The sequence below is a fragment of the Bacteroides sp. D22 genome (assembly GCF_000163675.1).
Classification (GTDB): Bacteria; Bacteroidota; Bacteroidia; order Bacteroidales; family Bacteroidaceae; genus Bacteroides; species Bacteroides xylanisolvens.
Genome location: NZ_GG774821.1, coordinates 67,797 through 86,247 on the forward strand (window position 1 = coordinate 67,797; position 18,451 = coordinate 86,247).

The window sequence follows — 18,451 nt, forward strand, 5'->3', positions numbered from 1 at the left end:
TAGCGTAGGGCAACGCCCTACGAAAAAACACACCAGCCACAAGCCCTGAAAGGGCGGAACCGTATACAATTATGCCCTTTCAGGGCGCAAATTCAGATTGTCGTTTTTACGTAGGGCGTTGCCCTACGCTATATAATTAAGCCCTTTCAGGGCACTCCGCAAAATTATCATTTATCGTTCGAAGAACAATTCTTGTCCGCGATAAGTCTCGTCTATTTCTCCGTTGTTATATAACAGATGTCCGTTTACAAATGTTTTCTCTACTTTCCAGTCGAATGTGTGTCCCTCTAATGGACTCCATTTACATTTGCTTAGAATACAATCAGTTGTTACAGTCCATTCGCTTCCGGGGCGGACTAATACCAGGTCAGCCTGATAGCCTTTGCGGATGAATCCCCTGTCTGGTATCTCATACATCTGTGCAGGAGCATGAGCCATTTTTTCTACTACTTTTTCGATAGTAAACACTCCTTTATCTGCCAACTCCAGCATGCTGACTAGCGAGAACTGAATCATCGGCATCCCGGACATTGCCTTTAATGCACCTCCTTCTTTTTCACTAAGCAAGTGTGGGGCATGGTCGGTTGCGATGGCATCAATCAGACCGCTGTTGACAGCCTCTTGCAAAGCTTTCCGGTCTTGCGCTGTCTTAATGGCAGGGTTGCATTTGATGCGGGCACCCAATGTCTGATAATCTTCTTCCGTAAAGAGTAGATGGGAAACGCAGGCTTCTGCCGTAATTTTTTTTTGTGCCAGAGGAACGTTGGAAAACAGACTCAACTCTTTAGCGGTGGAAATATGCATGATGTGCAGGCGGGCATTTGTTTCCCGTGCCAGTTGCACAGCCAGCTCGGACGAACGATAGCAAGCCTCTTCCGAACGGAGAAGCGGATGAAGAGCCAGAGGTACATTGTCTCCGTATTCTTTCTTGTATTTATCCGTATTTTCTTTGATAATTCCCTGGTCTTCGCAATGGGCGGCGATGAGCAGATCGGTTCCACCGAATATATTACGCAAGCTGGCCATCCGGTCTACCAGCATATTGCCGGTGCTTGAACCCATAAATAACTTCACGCCACAAACCCGGTGTTTATCCAGTTGCGCAAACTGGGTATAGTTATTATTCGTTGCTCCGAAATAGCAGGAATAGTTGACTGCTGATTTCTCGCCTAGTAGGATGAATTTCTCTTCCAAAGCCTCCAGCGTCGTAGTCTGCGGGTTTGTATTGGGCATGTCCATGATGGAAGTGACACCTCCTGCTGCAGCGGCATGGCTTTCTGTGGTAATATCAGCTTTATGAGTCAGTCCGGGATCGCGGAAATGAACATGTTCGTCGATGGCACCCGGCAGGAGATAACACCCGCTCGCGTCAATGACTTCGTCACAAGGGGCAGTTGCTTTTTCTTCACCCACCAATATTTCGGCTATCTTTTCATTTTCAATGACTACTGAACCCAGTACTTTTCTTCCTTCGTTAACAATAACGGCGTTTTGAATCAGTGTACGTTTCATGACTTTTGCGGGAATTTATGGAACCAACTATTTACTTTTAATTTAATCACACCAAATATGGCCTCTCCAAAGATGCTGCTATTCATTTTGGAAGTTCCTAGTTCACGATTAATGAAAATCACGGGAACCTCGATGATTTTAAAACCACATTTGTAAGCAGTGAATTTCATTTCAATCTGAAAAGCATATCCCTTAAAACGGATATGATCCAAATCAATCATTTCCAGTACCTGACGGCGGTAGCAGACAAATCCGGCAGTCGTGTCGTGTACGGGTATTCCTGTGATGAACCGCACATATTTGGAGGCAAAGTACGACATTAATACCCGTCCCATCGGCCAGTTCACTACATTTACTCCGCTGATGTAGCGGGAGCCGATGGATACATCTCCACCCTGTTCCGAACAAGCCTGATACAAACGGGGCAAATCGTTCGGATTATGACTGAAGTCGGCATCCATTTCAAAGATATACTCGTATGCGTGTTCCAGTGCCCATTTAAATCCGGTAATATAGGCAGTACCCAATCCCAGTTTCCCTTTACGCTCAATCATAAAAAGCCGTTCGGGAAATTCTTGTTGCAAGGTTTTTACGATGGTTGCCGTTCCGTCCGGAGAGCCGTCTTCTATTACCAGAATATGGAATACTTTGGGAAGGCCGAATACGGCACGGATGATATTTTCTATGTTCTCCCGTTCATTATAGGTAGGGATAATTACAATGCTATCCGATGTCTGCATATAGATACTATAAAATTTAAAACAAAAGTAGTTCTTTTCCTTTAGTTATAGCCGAACTAAGGAAAATTTAACGTGAAGAGCAGAAGGCAATCTTTTGTTTCTCGGTGTGGAACACTTTGTTTCTCACCGAGAAACTTTGGGGGGATGAAAACTTTCCCACACTTATGTCTGTCCTGCGATTCTTTTTTGTAATTTTGCGGGGAAATTTTATAGGTATGACAATAACTGAATTGCAACAACAATATGCTGCCCACCCCAATATGGCAGTAATGAAACGCTTGTTGAAGGACACTTCTGTTCAGACTGTTTTTTGCGGAGGACTGTGTGCATCTGCTGCTTCTCTTTTTTCTTCTGTATTGGTACAAGAGGGTGGTTGTCCGTTTGTCTTTATTTTAGGTGATCTTGAAGAAGCCGGCTATTTTTATCATGACTTGACGCAGATATTGGGTACGGAAAAGGTGTTATTCTTTCCATCTTCATTCCGTCGCTCTATTAAATATGGGCAAAAAGACGCAGCCAATGAGATTCTGCGCACGGAAGTACTTAGCCGCTTGCAAAAAGGGGAGGAGGGACTATGTATCGTTACGTACCCGGATGCATTGGCAGAGAAAGTAGTGTCGCGAAAGGAATTGAGCGATAAAACCCTGAAACTGAATGTAGGGGAGAAAGTGGATACCACGTTTATCACTGATGTGTTGCATAGTTATGGCTTCGAATACGTAGATTATGTATATGAACCGGGGCAATACGCTGTTCGCGGTAGCATTATCGACGTTTTCTCTTTTGCTTCGGAATATCCTTATCGTATTGATTTCTTTGGTGATGAAGTAGAAAGTATCCGTACCTTTGAAGTTGAGTCCCAATTATCCCGCGAGAAGAAAAGTGGAGTGTCTATTGTTCCCGATTTAGCAGTGACAGGAGACGTGACAACTTCCTTTTTGGATTTTATCCCGAAAGATACTACTCTGGCAATGCGCGATTTTCTTTGGTTGCGTGAACGAATCCAGGTGGTGCATGATGAAGCGTTGACTCCCCAGGCAATAGCTGTCCAGGAAGCCGCAGAGAATGGAGGTATTACATTGGAGGGAAAATTGATAGACGGCAGTGAATTTACTGTACGAGCACTCGATTTCCGTCGATTGGAATTTGGTAACAAACCAACCGGAACGCCGAATGCCAGTGTTACTTTCAATACATCTGCCCAACCCATCTTTCATAAGAATTTCGATTTGGTAGCTTCTTCTTTCAAAGATTATTTGGAAAAAGGTTATTCGCTATATATCTGTAGTGACAGTATGAAGCAGACAGATCGTATCAAGGCTATTTTTGAAGATCGGGGCGATCAGATTAATTTTACTCCCGTAGAGCGTACCATACACGAAGGGTTTGTAGATAACACACTGCGATTTTGTATCTTCACAGATCATCAGCTGTTTGACCGTTTCCATAAATATAATCTGAAAAGTGATAAAGCTCGTTCGGGGAAAGTGGCACTATCTTTAAAAGAACTGAACCAGTTTACTCCGGGGGATTATGTGGTGCATACCGATCATGGTATCGGACGTTTTTCCGGTTTGGTGCGTATACCGAATGGTGATACTACGCAGGAAGTTTTGAAACTAGTGTTTCAGAATGAAGATGTAGTGTTCGTTTCCATTCATTCCCTGCATAAAGTTTCCAAATACAAAGGTAAGGAGGGAGAGGCTCCCCGACTTAACAAATTAGGTACAGGGGCATGGGAGAAACTGAAAGAACGTACGAAGAGCAAAATCAAGGATATAGCCCGCGATTTGATAAAATTGTATTCGCAGCGTCGTCAGGAAAAAGGGTTTTCTTATAGTCCCGATAGTTTCTTGCAGCGTGAGTTGGAAGCATCCTTTATTTATGAAGATACACCGGATCAGAGTAAGGCGACGATTGATGTCAAAGCGGATATGGAAAGTGACCGCCCGATGGACCGTCTGGTCTGTGGAGATGTAGGATTTGGAAAAACAGAAGTTGCAATTCGTGCCGCTTTCAAAGCTGTTGCCGATAATAAACAAGTGGCCGTTCTGGTTCCGACAACGGTGCTTGCTTACCAGCATTTTCAAACATTCCGCGAACGTCTGAAAGGACTGCCATGCCGGGTGGAATATTTAAGCCGCGCACGTACTGCCGCACAAACCAAAGCTGTATTGAAAGGACTGAAGGATGGAGATGTCGGTATTCTGATAGGTACCCACCGTATCTTAGGCAAGGATGTTCAGTTTAAAGACTTGGGACTGCTGATTGTTGACGAAGAGCAGAAATTCGGAGTTTCCGTAAAAGAAAAGCTGCGTCAATTGAAAGTGAATGTAGATACACTGACAATGACTGCTACTCCGATTCCCCGTACCCTTCAATTCTCGTTGATGGGCGCGCGTGATTTGAGCGTGATTTCCACTCCGCCGCCTAACCGCTATCCGATTCAGACCGAAGTGCATACTTTTAATGAAGAAGTGATAACGGATGCCATCAATTTTGAGATGAGCCGCAACGGGCAGGTCTTTTTCGTCAATAACCGGATTGCGAACTTGCCGGAACTGAAAGCAATGATAGAGCGGCATATTCCGGATTGCCGTGTAGCAATCGGACACGGGCAGATGGAACCGACTGAACTGGAAAAGATTATTCTGGATTTTGTCAACTATGACTATGACGTGCTCTTGGCAACCACAATCATCGAAAGTGGTATCGATATTCCGAATGCAAATACCATCATTATTAATCAGGCGCAAAACTTCGGCTTGAGTGACCTCCATCAGATGCGTGGACGGGTAGGGCGTAGTAACAAGAAAGCATTCTGTTATCTGCTGGCTCCTCCGTTGAGTAGTCTGACTACCGAAGGGAGACGACGTCTTCAAGCAATTGAGAACTTTAGTGATTTGGGAAGTGGTATTCATATTGCCATGCAGGATTTGGACATTCGTGGAGCCGGAAATTTGCTCGGAGCCGAGCAAAGTGGCTTTGTTGCTGATTTAGGATATGAAACATATCAGAAGATTCTGACTGAAGCTGTCCATGAACTGAAAACAGATGAATTTGCGGAACTGTATGCTGATGAAATAAAAGGTGAAGGACAAATTAGTGGAGAAGAATTTGTAGAGGAGTGTCAGGTAGAAAGTGACCTCGAACTTTTATTGCCGGCCAATTACGTAACCGGCAGCAGCGAACGTATGTTGCTCTATCGTGAACTGGATGGACTGACATTGGATAAGGATGTGGAGGCTTTCCGCTCCCGCTTGGAAGACCGCTTCGGTCCGGTTCCCCGGGAAACGGAAGAATTACTCCGCATTGTTCCTTTACGTCGTTTGTCAGCTCGTTTGGGAGCAGAGAAGATTTTCCTGAAAGGCGGACGAATGACCTTGTTCTTTGTTTCCAATCCGGATAGTCCGTTCTATCAAAGTAAGGCTTTCGGTAAAGTGATAGACTATATGATGAAGTATACTCGGCGCTGTGATCTGCGTGAGCAAAATGGCAGACGGAGTATGTTGATTAAAAATGTTACTAATGTGGAGACGGCAGTCAGTGTGTTGCAGGAGATTGTGGCGTTGCCAGTGAAAGAAGAATAAATAAGCTTTTCGGGGAAGATAAGCGAGGAATTGTTTGTTTTATACCAAGGGGATCTTTATCTTTGTAGATATCTTAATAACTGATATGGCTAAGAAATCATATAAACCTCAAAATAATGAATTGCCACAGGTCAATGAACCAGTGGCTGCTTATCATGTAACTACTCCTAATGCAAATCTTTATGTTCCTACAGAATATGAACAGGAAATTATAATGCATTCTGAAAAAGATTATGAGGAGGGTAGATTGCATACTCAAGAAGATGTGGATAAGCTGGTGGAACAATGGCTAAGTTAAAAATAGTCTGGACAGAAACAGCGACTATTGTTTTTCAGCAAATTCTGACTTTCTATAATGTGAGAAATGGAAACACCCAATATAGCCGTTCCATTTATACAATGGTGAGAGACGTATTGCAATTAGTCGCTAAATATCCTTATATGTATAAAGCTACTTCTGTTCCTAATATACGTGTTTTTCATTGTGATTATTTCAAAGTCTATTATCGGGTACTTGAAAAGCAGATTCTTGTGGAAGCTGTTTTTGATACTCGCCAAGATCCTGATAAGGCTCCTTTTTAGAGGTGGTTTTGTAAGTGATGGAATGGAGCGAATTATCTTTTTCCGTATAATTTGTCTATCAAATCAGAACGTCCGATACGTCTCAACTCATTGATGATATTTCTCCTTTCTTCCGGCTTATACCAGAAGAAGAACTGTCGTTGTGCTAGTTTCTCCCGTTGGGTTTTAGCACTGAATATCGGTTCTAACGTGTATGGATGGAATCCGGTATACCAAGCTTCGGTAGCAACCGTCATCGGAGTAGGAGTGAAGTCCTGCACTTGTTCCAGGTGGAAGTCCAGACGTTTAGTGATAACGGCAAGTTCCGCCATATCTTCTTCTTTGCATCCGGGATGCGAGGAAATGAAATACGGAATCAGTTGTTGACGTAGATTCTCTTCCCGGTTGATACGGTCGAATATCCTTTTGAATGTTTCAAATTGCTCGAAAGAAGGTTTGTGCATCACAGATAATACCCGGTCACTGGTATGTTCCGGAGCTACTTTCAGCCGACCACTTACGTGATTGACAATCAATTCACGGGTATACTCGGCAGTGCTGCGGTTGATCGCTTCATCTTTACTTTGATGAAGTAACAGGTCATAGCGTATTCCGCTACCGATAAACGATTTTTTTATTCCGGGCAAGGCATCTACTGCACGGTAAATATCCAGTAAGGGGCGATGGTCGGTATTTAGATTCGGGCAAACTTTCGGATGGATACATGACGGTCGTTTGCACTTCTTGCAAATAGCTTCGTCTTTTCCTTTCATCTGATACATGTTAGCGGAAGGACCACCCAAATCGCTTAAATATCCTTTGAAATCGGGTAACTGGATGACCTCTTTCACCTCTTTCAGTATGGACTCTTTGCTACGGCTGACGATAAACTTTCCCTGATGAGCGGAAATGGTGCAGAAGGCACAACCGCCGAAACATCCCCGGTGAATGTTGATGGAAAACTTAATCATGTCATAAGCCGGAATCCGTTTCCCTTTATATTTAGGATGAGGTAGCCGGGTATATGGCAAATCAAACGAACGATCGAGATCTTCCTGGCTCATCGGAGGATATGGAGGATTGACTACTACTATCTTGTTTCCGACGGCTTGCGTGATTCGGGAAGCCGAATATTTGTTGGATTCTTCTTCGATATGCCGGAAATTGCTTGCCTGTTTCTTTTTATCTGCCAGACATTCTTCGTGCGAATAAAGTGGAAGGTCATCTTCGGCAGAGGTCCATTCTGTTGCACGACAAAGATAGGCTGTTTGAGGAACTGATCCGATGATTGTTCTGAATTTACTGCTTGTCAGTACTGGCTCTTCAGCAGTAAGCAGACTTTTCATATTCTTCACCAGGTCTGGAAGTGGTTTTTCTCCCATTCCGTAAATGAGCAGGTCGGCACCGCTGTCGCATAAAATGCTCTTTTGCACTTTGTCCTGCCAATAATCGTAATGACTTAACCGTCTTAAACTGGCTTCGATTCCTCCGATAACTACGGGAACATCCGGATAAAGTTTCTTTAGTATCTGGCTATAAACCGTAGAAGGATATTCCGGACGCATATCCGGACGACCGTCCGGGGTATATGCATCTTCGCTGCGCAATCGTTTGTTGGCTGTGTATTTATTTACCATTGAGTCCATACATCCACCGGAGATACCGAAGAATAGCCGTGGGCGTCCCAACTTCTTGAAGTCACGCAGGTCGTCACGCCAGTTGGGCTGGGGTACAATGGCTATTTTCAAACCTTCCGCTTCAAGAATCCGTCCAATAACGGCAGCACCAAAAGAAGGGTGATCCACATAGGCGTCAGCACTGAATAGAATGACATCCAATTCATTCCATCCGCGAAGTTCTACTTCTTTCTTGGTAGTAGGTAACCAGTCAGTCAATCGATATTCTTTCATGCTGCAAAGATACGGATAATAAAAAACATCCCAATGATTTTTTTATTCATTGAGATGTTTAACTTCGATTATCGGGATGTTTTGCTTCAATCATTGAGATGTTTTTTTATAACTTCCCATTGATTGTGAACTGTAATGTCATTTGTTCTCCATCATAGATTTCACGAAAACCGATACCTTGTTCGGACAGATATTCCTTTAGATCCTGAAACGCGTCAGCATGGTTCATGATAATCTCTATCGTTTCTCCCGGAGAGGCAGTGCACATTGCTCTTATTGCAGGAATCAGCGGACTGTATGCTGTTATTCCGCAGGTATCTACCGTAATCATTATTCCTCCTCTTCTTCCGCTTCCGTGTTGGAAAGCCAGGTAAGATAGAGCTTAATGAGCTGTTGCAGACCGAATGCCTTCATATTATTGTGATAAATCACGTCGATACAAAGGTCCAGCAAGTCTTTACTGTCTTCTTCCTGACTGGCGATAAGGGAGCGGATATTAAGTTTCAACTTATCCAGAACTGCTTCATCTACAATACCGGTACTGTCGATAAGATGACGGAACAGAGCATATTTCTCAATTGTTCTCAAGTTTTCATTAGATACTTCTATGCTGCGTGTACCGCTAGGATTTGCTTGTATAGTATACATTGTTTTTTAGTTTTAAAGGTTATTATAGTAGCAAAGATAGAATTTAAAATGAGAAACGGATTAAAAAAAAAGGATATTTTTTATTTTTGAGTAAAGAATCCCAAGATGCCTGCCATGATGGTTGCCCGATCCGCTTCCGACTGGATGCTTTCGAAAGGAAAGCCCAATACAAAAGTGCGGTAGTTTCCTTTGTAAGCGATACCTGCGCTCTGATTGCCGGGTACATACGTAAATACAGGGAAAGCAGTATCTACGGGAACGATGCAATCTGCTGCAGGAACCGCATAACTGTTCTCATTGGGCAGACGCGGGATCGTGATCGTGCGCCCCAATCCTTTAATCTGATTTGCACTCTTATCCGTCAGGCTACTTTGATAACCATATTTCAGTATTTTCTCTGTAAACTCCCGGTTGCCTTGTGTGCCGCTCATATCGCTTCCTACATAAGCACCGCTGACAAATAGACTACCTCCCGACTGACAATAACTGGTCATAATTCGTTGCATAGCCGAGGAGAATGTCTTGTAGTACGCTTTATTTGCGGGGTCTTCTTTTTCCAGTCCCAGGATATAATCTACCACCGGATAATCTTCTAACGTAACCAATCCGTTTTCTACCGCTTCGTCACTGCATGATACAAAACTATATTTGCCGGCTGCCTGAATCGCTTTTCCATGAATAAAAGGATAATCGAATGTGTTCCCTGCTATTTTCATTCCTTCTAACTCGTTTCCGCTATGTCCCAGACTGCCTTTTCCTTCTTTTCCGGCTTGTGTACGGTCGAAGCCTGTTTGTGCTCCGCAAAACGAAATGTTTGATATATACGGGACTCCGGGATCTTGTGATAAATCGAATCCTGCTCTTTCAGAAGTATTAATGACCGCCGGACCGCTGATTCTGTCAAAGCCATTGATGATAATTACCTTTTCCTGTTCGCGTTTGGCTTTATAAGCGGAAAGGATTTCGGAGGGAAAGCTTTCCCCGCCGCGGTTTACGGCAGTCACTTTGAATGAATAAACGAGCCCTGGTTCTATTTTAACGGTGTGGGACGTTTTGCTGACTAAGGTTCCATTGTCAAAGCCTCCATAACCGATGCGTGTATATACGATGTATTCCCGTGGGCGTGCAGTCGGTTCTTGCGGATCATCTTCACCTTTCCATGAAAGTTCCAATGTATTCTTTTTCTTTCCGAATTGAATGGCGAAATTGCTGACTGGTAGGGGCTGAACTATATATTCTTTATCATGCTGGCTGGTAATGAACTGCAAAATACCTTTATAAATGGCTCGTCCTACTGTAAACTTGAAGTTCGGATCATGCCCTAACTGCATATCTGCGAAGTTCTGATGGGAGAGCAGTTCGATAATCGTAGAAGGTGTAGCCGGGAGACGTGTTTCACTGTAATTCCGGTTCCACATACTGCGGCGTGTCCAGGGGATGCTGTAACTTGAATAAATATCTTTCTGAATCTGTGTGAGCAGAATATCGGCTAAGTCACGTGATGCATACCGGTCTGTTCCTGCATTCAGTTTTCCATTATTGAAATCGGTGGTATAGATACCGAGCGATCCGATAAGCTCATCAGTCTTGCTGCATCCGGCATCACTGTGCAACGCCATAGTCATTTCCAAAGGTACGCCTAAACCCGATTGTTGCGGGTTGTAGACAGAACTGCCCGACAAATAGTTGATAGCGTTGGAACGTGTGTTGATGTCGTCTGTATAGTCGTTTTCACCTTTACGTCCTGCATACACTTCGTATGGCATTCCCGCCCATTGCGCAGAGTAGCGTGCTCCTTCCAAATAACGGGGTAGCCCGCTGGTTCTTCCTCCACGGGCAATGTTTCCCATTCCACCTCCAAAACGTACTGCATCGGCGCATACAACTCCATGTTCGCTGCTCTCGTTGCTAAGTACCACCATGCCGTAGTCGTTGTTCCCTTTATCAAATTCAAACGTTCCGAGGTAAACCCATGTGCCTCCACCTATTTTCTGATTAACTTTAAATTCGGTTACTCCTCCGTTATGGAATACCAGATATTTGGCGTCGCTTACACTATTTGGGAGTGTCTGATAGGAAACATAAACGGCATACTTGCCTGTTGCCGGTAGAGTAGGTACCCATTCGGCAAATACCTGGTCTTTATTCTTCTTTTTCTTTCTTTCGGTTGGTATGAAACGACAGGTTCCGTCAGTGAAAGGATTCTCTCCCTCTTTGTAGATCGTTTTCTTTTGAGCAAATCCTCTTACCGGGGCATTTGTCCAATTAGCTTTTTTGCTACCCACTTCCAGATAAAGGGAAGCGTTGGGAGTGTCATTATCTACGATGATTTCATTCTTCTGCGTATCCCGTTCACGGGGAGTATAAACAATCGCTCCAGCATTTTCCAACATGGGAATCACGTATGGAAGAACGAAAGATTGAGTGAACATATCTTCCGTGGTGCAGAATAATCGAGGGCGTTGCCATCCCCATTCGTTTTTATCATTTTTGAAGTAGTTGCCGTGGCTTTGCCAGATTGCGATATGACGGTTTTGCAGTCCGCGTGAAATTTCATTGGGACGTGAAATGTTTTTCACCCAGGGAGCTCCTTTATAATCTATATTCAAAGATGACCGCTCCTTATCCTTTTTCTTATTCCGGTAGAAATTAGGAACCAAATCCTCAATAGGTTTTCCATCCGCATAAATGGTGAGCTGGTAATAATGAACAGGCCCCGGAAGCAGTTCTTTAACTTGATTATAAATGTTTTCTACAGTTTCCAGACGGAAAGGCTGATAGGCGAAACTCTCCGATGCATAGATTGCAATCGTCTTGCGATCATAATTTATATCGAAACTGTTCAGTTTAGGAGTGCTGATTTTGGCTGTTGCGGTATATTTGTTGAAGTAATCCGTCAGCCGTTCTTTTACATTTCTTTCAATATCTTGAGCGAAAAGAAAATTAGCACTTACAGTAAGGCATAGAAGAAACACTATTATCTTTTTCATTATTCAATGCTTTTGTTCTCATTTTCACCACAGAGGAAAGGAGAACACGGAGGGCAAATCTATGAAGCGATATAAAAATGGTTGTTCATAATAACTCTGTGTCCTCCTTTCCTCTGTGGTGAATTATCCCCGCAAAAATAACAAAAAAAGAGCGAGAAGTATCGAAACTTCCCACTCTTCTTTCATTGTTTTATATTCTCTTAATTAAGAATATTATTCTTATAAAGGAACGTATTCTACAAATGCTTCCATTGCTTCGTAAGAAGCCAGTCCTAACTTATCATACAAAGTAGCTGTGCCACGGTTGCGGTCTTCGCTACGTTGCCAGAACAAACGTTCGTCATTACCCAGGAACGGAGCGCTTTCCATCTGCGACTGATGTTTCAGGATAGAGTTACGTTTTGCACGAAGTTCTTCCGGACTGATCGGCACTGCCATTTCAATATTTTCGATTTCCCATTCAGCCCACGCACCACGGTACATCCAGATACGGCAGTCTTTCAGCCATTTGGCACCTTCTTCTTTTTCAAGATCAACGGCTGCGAATACGGCGTCCGTACATACACGGTGTGTTCCGTGCGGGTCGGCCAAGTCACCTGCAACGAAAATCTGATGAGGTTTCACTTCACGAAGCAAGTTACGTACGATTTCCACGTCTGCTTCACTGATCGGGTTTTTCTGAATCTTACCTGTTTCATAGAACGGCAAGTCTAGGAAGTGGCATCGTTCCAATGGTATATTGTTATAAGTACAGGCCGTACGGGCTTCACCACGACGAATCAGACCTTTGATAGTCAGAATGTCACGACTGTCCATATCACCATCTTTCTTCTCTTTCAAGAAATTACGTATTTCTGCATATTTCTCATTGATAACCTGATCTGCACTGTTATTGAAGAGTTGGTTGAATCCGTTGATGAAATGCATGAAACGAACTACTTCTTCGTCACCAACGGCGATATTACCGGAAGTTTCGTAAGCTACGTGTACTTCATGTTTTTGCTCTACCAAACGACGAAGCGTACCACCCATCGAAATAACGTCATCATCCGGATGCGGAGAGAAAATGATTACACGTTTCGGATACGGTTTTGCACGTTCCGGACGGTAGGTGTCATCAGCATTAGGTTTGCCACCCGGCCATCCGGTAATGGTGTGCTGTAAATCATTGAAGATTTTGATGTTTACATTGTACGCAGAACCGTAAAGTGCCAGAAGTTCACTCAAACCGTTTTCGTTATAGTCTTTATTTGTCAACTTCAGAATCGGTTTGCCGGTCAACTGACACAACCAAACAATGGCGCTACGGATTAGTTTATCATTCCATTCGCAAGAAGTTACCAGCCACGGACGTTGGATACGTGTTAAGTTCATAGCTGCTGAAAGATCAAGAGCTACATGCGCGTTGTTGTGAGTTTGCAGATAAGAAGCCGGAATAGTGTCAGTGATCGCACCTTCCACACATTCTTTAATCATAGCTGCTTTGTTTTCCCCCCATGCAAGCAGATAAACCTTCTTTGCGCCAAGGATAGTGGATACACCCATTGTAATAGAACTGATCGGCGTATTATCCAGCGTTCCGAAAATCTTGGATGCTTCGTTGCGTGATGCATTATCCAACAAAATCAGACGAGTGGTAGAATTCAGTCGGGAACCCGGTTCGTTGAACGCGATGTTACCTACACGGCCAATGCCCAACAAGGCAATATCAATACCTCCGAAGCTTTCGATGCGTTGTTCGTACAGACGGCAATATTCGAAGATGGTATCTTTGGCAATGCTTCCGTCGGGAGTGAATATATTTTGTTTGTCAATATCGATGTGATCCAGCAACATACTCTTCAAAGCATTGAAGTTGCTGTTGATTGCATCGGGAGCCAACGGATAATATTCATACATATTAAATACGATCACATTGCGGAAGCTAAGACCTTCTTCCTTATGCATGCGGATGAGTTCGGTATATACGTGGCTGGGCGAATCACCTCCGGGGAGTGCCAATACGCAGAAGCGTCCTGCTTTTTGTTTTTCGCGGATGGTCTGTGCTATTTCGCGAGCAATATAGTTAGCACCTTCTTCTACGGATTCGTAGATGTCCGTAGGGATTTTTTCGAGTCTTGTCAAGACTGATTTTTCAAATGCATTCTCCGGTCTGTAGTATCTGGGGGAGACCCGGTGGAGACTGATTTGAGAACTAAGATTTGTTTTCATAAAGTTGTTAATTAAGTTATGTAAGATTAGCGTCCTTACGACTGTATTTTCACGACAAAGATACAAAAGAAGTCTATATAATTAACTACCGAATTCTAGGTATTGTTGCTACATGAATCTGTTTTTAACATTTGTTATTTGGCAAATGTTATAGATGGAATTCGTCTGCATCTTTCCATACCGGGAACTTCTCTCTGAATTGGTTGAGAGCAGTGAGATTTACACTGACAGTCGTTATTCCTTCCTTTTCATCTGGAATTGAGCCGATTTCTTCTCCGAAAGCGGAGTAGACTTTACTTCCTCCATTATATGAAAGTTGGTACCCGTCTGTACCTACTCTGTTGACACCGCATACATAGCATTGATTTTCTAAAGCGCGTGCCCGGAGTAGAGTATCCCAAACCAGACGGCGGGGGATAGGCCAGTTGGCTACATATATTAAAAGGTCGTACTCGTTGCCTACGTTTCGGCTCCATACAGGGAAACGAAGGTCATAGCAAACCAGCAGGCAGATATTCCATCCATGATAGGGGATGATGAGTCGTTTATCACCGGCCGAAAAGTGTTCAGCTTCCCGTCCCATACGAAACAGATGTCGTTTGTCATAATAGAACTCTTCTCCTTCCGGCGTCAGAAAGAACGCACGGTTATAAAACTGTTCGTTCTCTGTTGCTATATAGCTTCCGCAAATGGCTAGCTGGAATTTGGCGGCCCATTGTTTGAGTGTTGTAATGGTTTCTCCGGAATTTGGCTCTGCCAGTATTTTACTCTGCATACTGAATCCGGTAGAAAACATCTCCGGTAAAACAACAATCTCCGTTATTCCACGAAGACTTTGTAGCTTTTCGTGGAGCAAACGGAGATTTTCTTGTTTATTTTCCCAAACAATATCGGTTTGTATGATAGAAATACGGATAGACTCCATGATAACTAAGTATTATACTTAATACCTAATACTTAAATCATATTTCTCCAAGAGCAAAATTCTCCGGATGTTTTCCTTTGAAATCCTTGAAGTAAAGTTTGATTTCTCTCATGTCCTTATTAATATCTCCTGACGGCATGATAGCTTTCGTTGCCGAAATCGTTTTTTTGCTGTAATCAATACCAATCAGAACGATAGGAACCTGTGCTTTCAAGGCTATAAAATAAAAGCCTTTTTTCCAGTTTGGATTCGCTTTACGGGTTCCTTCGGGAGTGATAGCCAAATTAAACTTTTTATATTCGGCAAATTTATGAACCATTTGATCTACTAGCGAAGTTTTTCGACTGCGGTCGACGGGAATTCCGCCAACTGCTTTGAAAAAAATTCCAAGCGGAAAGAAAAACCATTCTTTTTTCATCATGAAACTTGTCTTACGGCCTATAGCACCATAAAATAGTTTTCCAATAAATAAATCAAGGTTTGTTGTGTGTGGAGCGGCACATATCACGCATTTATCATAATTAGGCACCGTAACGTTTGTCTTCCACCCTAACAGGCGGTAATAGATAAAGCTATAAATTGCTTTTTTCATTCTGTTGTTAGTTCAATTTCCCTATAGCTTCAATAATCTCGTTTACCTTTGCATTAAAATCAGCACGGAATTTCTTATAAAAACCTTTCACGTTGCCCGGTTCTGTGTGGCTGATGCGAGTGACAAACTCATCCTGCATCTTCAGTACCTCTGCCATCAGTTCATCTGCTTTCACCTTGTCTGTGCCAGGGATGAACATGCTGTTGATTAAACACTCGGTGAATAATTCTCCTGCGATATAGTTTACGTTCTTTTTGAGTTCTCTTCTACTTGCCATAATCTTTACATTTAATGGTGAATAATAAAAAATACTTGCGGTAAAGATAGGTACTTTCTTTGATTCTAGCGAATAATACGGGGAAAAACATTATTCAAGCCTGCATCTTCTTGCTGTATTTCTTTATTCAAATAACTTCGCAGGATTGATACTTAAGAATTGTTCGGCTTTCATGCCCCCTTCTCCGACTACGAAACTAGCATACGGTTGATACATTTTGCGTATTTCTTCTAGTCCTGCATTATACATTTCACTGTTGCTTTTTACTTCTATGGCTACAATCCGGTTTTTCTTTTTCAATATATAATCTACTTCCTTATCTTTTTCTCTCCAGTAAAATACTTCATAGTTACCAGTAAATGCGTTGGAAACAATATGTGCACCAATTGCAGATTCAAAAATACGTCCCCATTCTTTTCTGTTGAGAATAGCCTCCTTAAAAGTCAAATCATTATATACGGTTTTTAAAGCATTGTTGAATACCTGAAATTTAGGAGCGCTTGCTCTTTGGCGCGACTTGTCCATTGCAAACTTTTGTAAACCGGTCAGTAAGCCGCTATCTCCCAGTAAGTTTAAATATCCTGCTAGCGTTGTTGTATTTCCAGCGTCTTGTAATGCTCCTACCATTTTGGTCAGCGATACGATTTCACCGGAATAAGAAGTTCCCAGTTCAAAAGTTTGCCGTAATAATGCCGGTTTGCTAATTGGGGAATCGTATAAAATATCTTTATTGATAGTGGCATCTATGATTGCTCCATTGATATATTGTCCCCAGCGTTCTTCATCTTCTATCAAAAAAGCTGCTCCCGGGTATCCACCGAAATAAAGATACTGTTCCAGACTCATATTAAATGCATCCCGCATTTCCGGATACGACCAGTGTGTCATTCTTATCTCTTCAAAGCGACCCATCATCGAGTCTGATAATCCCTTTTCTAACAATACACGTGAAGAGCCGAGAAGAACGACTTTCATATTAATATCATTGAATGTATCTGCATCCCATTCTTTTTTGACTACTTCACTCCAATTTTTTATTTTTTGAATTTCATCGATTATCAGAATAAATTCAGATAATTTTTCTACTCGCATCTGTACTCTTGCCGTATTCCAACAGTCTGAAATCCAAGATGTCTGTGTAGCAGGAATACTATCTGCCGAATAGATTTGATAAGGTAGATTCAGATCATTGACTACTTGTTTGATGACTGTAGTCTTTCCAACTTGGCGAGGTCCTAACACTACTTGCAGGAAATGTCGAGGCTCTTTTAGTCTTTTTGTAATCGTTTGATATTGAACTCTTTTATACATGTTTTCTGTTGTTTATTCAATAGAATGAGTACTTTTACTCAATATATTGATTAGTTTTACTCAATAAATAACGCAAATATACACAATAAGTTGCTTTGTATCATTTTAAATCTACAATTCTTTATCTTTTCTTTAATCATGAAATTAAAGAGTATAAAAATGAATGAAACGGTGCAGAAATGAATGAAAGTTTGGTCTACTATAAAGTTGAAAAACATAAAAACATCTGCCACCTGCAACGAAAAGCGTGTAACACACTAATTAATAAATAGTTGGAACGTTGCAGATACCTGTTGCAGATAGGTTGCAGATAAAGTATCTGCAACACGTTATATAATCAAAGAAAAAGCCTGGATTCCTTTGTGCAAAGCTATGGGATAATTGGGGTGACTCCGTGGAGAAATGGTGGTGTCTCTACGGGGAAACGACAGTATCCTTACGTAGAAACTGTAGTGTCTCGCCTTAGGAACTCTCGTTTCCTGCCGTGGAAACTGTAATTTCTAATGCCGGAAACGACAGTTCCCCGCCTGGAAACGGGAAGTTAATGTATACAATAAACTTTTGCCCTCCTAGAGAATTGGCTTATGTAAGGTTTATACTGTGTGGCAGATACTTTATCTACAACCTATCTGCCGCAGGTATCTGCAACGCTCCAACTATTTATCAACTAGTGCATTACACGCGTTTGGTTGCAGGTGGCAGATGTTTTCATGTTTTTTCAACTTTATAGTAGGAGGATTACGCATCAAAATTAGGGTCACAACCGTAAGTCATAAAACAGATTCACCTCTGTGCCCTCTGTGTACTCTGTGGTGAAAACAGTGCAGACATGAATAAGATTCACTTCTGCGGCCTATATGGTGAATAAATTCAGAACGTTATAGGAAAGTAAAAGAATAACTTCCACGCGAGTGAAGTAAGCGTCTCCGCGATTCTATATAGTGTATTAAAATAAAAAGGCTAATGATCCCTTTTTAGTCATTAGCCTTTTCCCATCTGTCAGGAAGCAGTTCCCTGTATTTTTCAATTGGTGTGTTCGGTTGCCATTCGGCTGTTCTGTTTATCACATCCGTGAGATACTCAAATAGATTCACTTTATGCATCCTACAAGTGAGTGCTATCGTATAGAGTATGGCGCCTCGTTCGGCCCCCTTATGGCTGCCGAAGAACAATGTAGTTTTTTT

15 protein-coding genes are annotated in these 18,451 nt (G+C 42.4%); 3 read left to right on the forward strand and 12 right to left on the reverse strand.

Going from position 1 to position 18,451, the window contains the following annotated elements; all coding sequences use genetic code 11:
- Positions 1-171: 171 nt before the first annotated feature.
- Together HMPREF0106_RS03885 and HMPREF0106_RS03880 are read right to left on the reverse strand one after the other, a co-directional pair.
- The gene (locus tag HMPREF0106_RS03885) at positions 172-1,512 is read right to left on the reverse strand and encodes a dihydroorotase (protein ID WP_008643305.1); all 1,341 of its coding nucleotides are present in this window, start codon (positions 1,510-1,512) and stop codon (positions 172-174) included.
- Positions 1,509-2,252 (reverse strand): polyprenol monophosphomannose synthase, encoded by a 744-nt coding sequence (locus HMPREF0106_RS03880; RefSeq protein ID WP_004312608.1) that lies wholly within the window; start codon positions 2,250-2,252, stop codon positions 1,509-1,511. The genes HMPREF0106_RS03885 and HMPREF0106_RS03880 overlap by 4 nt, the downstream gene beginning before the upstream one ends.
- Before the next feature lie 215 nt (positions 2,253-2,467).
- Between HMPREF0106_RS03880 and mfd the strand changes: the two genes are divergently transcribed.
- The 3 genes from mfd (at position 2,468) to HMPREF0106_RS03865 (ending at position 6,424) form a co-directional block, all read left to right on the forward strand.
- On the forward strand, positions 2,468-5,842 hold the full coding sequence (gene mfd / locus HMPREF0106_RS03875; RefSeq protein ID WP_032842095.1) for a transcription-repair coupling factor: 3,375 nt from the start codon (positions 2,468-2,470) through the stop codon (positions 5,840-5,842).
- A gap of 85 nt (positions 5,843-5,927) precedes the next feature.
- Positions 5,928-6,140 (forward strand): hypothetical protein, encoded by a 213-nt coding sequence (locus HMPREF0106_RS03870; RefSeq protein ID WP_008021814.1) that lies wholly within the window; start codon positions 5,928-5,930, stop codon positions 6,138-6,140.
- Positions 6,128-6,424, forward strand: a complete 297-nt coding sequence (locus tag HMPREF0106_RS03865) for a type II toxin-antitoxin system RelE/ParE family toxin (protein ID WP_004312602.1) — start codon at positions 6,128-6,130, stop codon at positions 6,422-6,424. Before HMPREF0106_RS03870 ends, HMPREF0106_RS03865 begins: the two co-directional genes overlap by 13 nt.
- A 32-nt stretch (positions 6,425-6,456) precedes the next feature.
- Here the strand turns inward: HMPREF0106_RS03865 and HMPREF0106_RS03860 are convergent, their stop codons facing one another.
- From HMPREF0106_RS03860 to HMPREF0106_RS0125170, 10 genes are all read right to left on the reverse strand, one after another.
- Positions 6,457-8,313, reverse strand: coding sequence for a YgiQ family radical SAM protein (locus HMPREF0106_RS03860; RefSeq protein WP_009040914.1), 1,857 nt, complete (start codon positions 8,311-8,313; stop codon positions 6,457-6,459).
- Positions 8,314-8,419: 106 nt separating this feature from the next.
- Positions 8,420-8,644: a sulfurtransferase TusA family protein gene (locus HMPREF0106_RS03855; RefSeq protein WP_004312598.1), complete on the reverse strand. Its 225-nt coding sequence runs from the start codon at positions 8,642-8,644 to the stop codon at positions 8,420-8,422.
- A complete protein-coding gene (locus HMPREF0106_RS03850) occupies positions 8,644-8,961 on the reverse strand; it encodes a hypothetical protein (RefSeq protein WP_004312597.1) in 318 nt (105 codons plus the stop codon). The genes HMPREF0106_RS03855 and HMPREF0106_RS03850 overlap by 1 nt, the downstream gene beginning before the upstream one ends.
- Positions 8,962-9,041: 80 nt before the next feature.
- On the reverse strand, positions 9,042-11,951 hold the full coding sequence (locus HMPREF0106_RS03845) for a xanthan lyase (RefSeq protein ID WP_009040915.1): 2,910 nt from the start codon (positions 11,949-11,951) through the stop codon (positions 9,042-9,044).
- Positions 11,952-12,170: 219 nt separating this feature from the next.
- The gene (locus HMPREF0106_RS03840; protein WP_004312593.1) at positions 12,171-14,162 is read right to left on the reverse strand and encodes a glucosamine-6-phosphate deaminase; all 1,992 of its coding nucleotides are present in this window, start codon (positions 14,160-14,162) and stop codon (positions 12,171-12,173) included.
- A gap of 148 nt (positions 14,163-14,310) precedes the next feature.
- Complete coding sequence (locus HMPREF0106_RS03835) at positions 14,311-15,087, reverse strand: amidohydrolase (protein WP_004312590.1); 777 nt, start codon at positions 15,085-15,087, stop codon at positions 14,311-14,313.
- A gap of 37 nt (positions 15,088-15,124) precedes the next feature.
- A complete protein-coding gene (locus tag HMPREF0106_RS03830) occupies positions 15,125-15,679 on the reverse strand; it encodes a 1-acyl-sn-glycerol-3-phosphate acyltransferase (RefSeq protein ID WP_004312588.1) in 555 nt (184 codons plus the stop codon).
- A gap of 7 nt (positions 15,680-15,686) precedes the next feature.
- Positions 15,687-15,956 (reverse strand): hypothetical protein, encoded by a 270-nt coding sequence (locus HMPREF0106_RS03825; RefSeq protein ID WP_004306027.1) that lies wholly within the window; start codon positions 15,954-15,956, stop codon positions 15,687-15,689.
- Positions 15,957-16,079: 123 nt separating this feature from the next.
- Complete coding sequence (locus tag HMPREF0106_RS03820; protein ID WP_004312586.1) at positions 16,080-17,267, reverse strand: ATP-binding protein; 1,188 nt, start codon at positions 17,265-17,267, stop codon at positions 16,080-16,082.
- A 974-nt stretch (positions 17,268-18,241) separates the two neighbouring features.
- On the reverse strand, positions 18,242-18,451 hold a 210-nt coding region (locus HMPREF0106_RS0125170; protein WP_032851611.1), incomplete at its 5' end, for a transposase domain-containing protein.

Excerpts from the sequence above, each read along its gene's own strand:
- HMPREF0106_RS03885 (WP_008643305.1), bottom strand. The coding sequence starts at position 1,512 with ATGAAACGTACACTGATTCAAAACGCCGTTATTGTTAACGAAGGAAGA.
- HMPREF0106_RS03855 (WP_004312598.1), bottom strand. The coding sequence starts at position 8,644 with ATGATTACGGTAGATACCTGCGGAATAACAGCATACAGTCCGCTGATT.
- HMPREF0106_RS03820 (WP_004312586.1), bottom strand. The coding sequence starts at position 17,267 with ATGTATAAAAGAGTTCAATATCAAACGATTACAAAAAGACTAAAAGAG.
- HMPREF0106_RS03845 (WP_009040915.1), bottom strand. The coding sequence starts at position 11,951 with ATGAAAAAGATAATAGTGTTTCTTCTATGCCTTACTGTAAGTGCTAAT.
- HMPREF0106_RS03850 (WP_004312597.1), bottom strand. The coding sequence starts at position 8,961 with ATGTATACTATACAAGCAAATCCTAGCGGTACACGCAGCATAGAAGTA.
- HMPREF0106_RS03865 (WP_004312602.1), top strand. The coding sequence starts at position 6,128 with ATGGCTAAGTTAAAAATAGTCTGGACAGAAACAGCGACTATTGTTTTT.
- HMPREF0106_RS03860 (WP_009040914.1), bottom strand. The coding sequence starts at position 8,313 with ATGAAAGAATATCGATTGACTGACTGGTTACCTACTACCAAGAAAGAA.
- HMPREF0106_RS03870 (WP_008021814.1), top strand. The coding sequence starts at position 5,928 with ATGGCTAAGAAATCATATAAACCTCAAAATAATGAATTGCCACAGGTC.
- HMPREF0106_RS03840 (WP_004312593.1), bottom strand. The coding sequence starts at position 14,162 with ATGAAAACAAATCTTAGTTCTCAAATCAGTCTCCACCGGGTCTCCCCC.
- HMPREF0106_RS03880 (WP_004312608.1), bottom strand. The coding sequence starts at position 2,252 with ATGCAGACATCGGATAGCATTGTAATTATCCCTACCTATAATGAACGG.
- mfd (WP_032842095.1), top strand. The coding sequence starts at position 2,468 with ATGACAATAACTGAATTGCAACAACAATATGCTGCCCACCCCAATATG.
- HMPREF0106_RS03835 (WP_004312590.1), bottom strand. The coding sequence starts at position 15,087 with ATGGAGTCTATCCGTATTTCTATCATACAAACCGATATTGTTTGGGAA.
- HMPREF0106_RS03825 (WP_004306027.1), bottom strand. The coding sequence starts at position 15,956 with ATGGCAAGTAGAAGAGAACTCAAAAAGAACGTAAACTATATCGCAGGA.
- HMPREF0106_RS03830 (WP_004312588.1), bottom strand. The coding sequence starts at position 15,679 with ATGAAAAAAGCAATTTATAGCTTTATCTATTACCGCCTGTTAGGGTGG.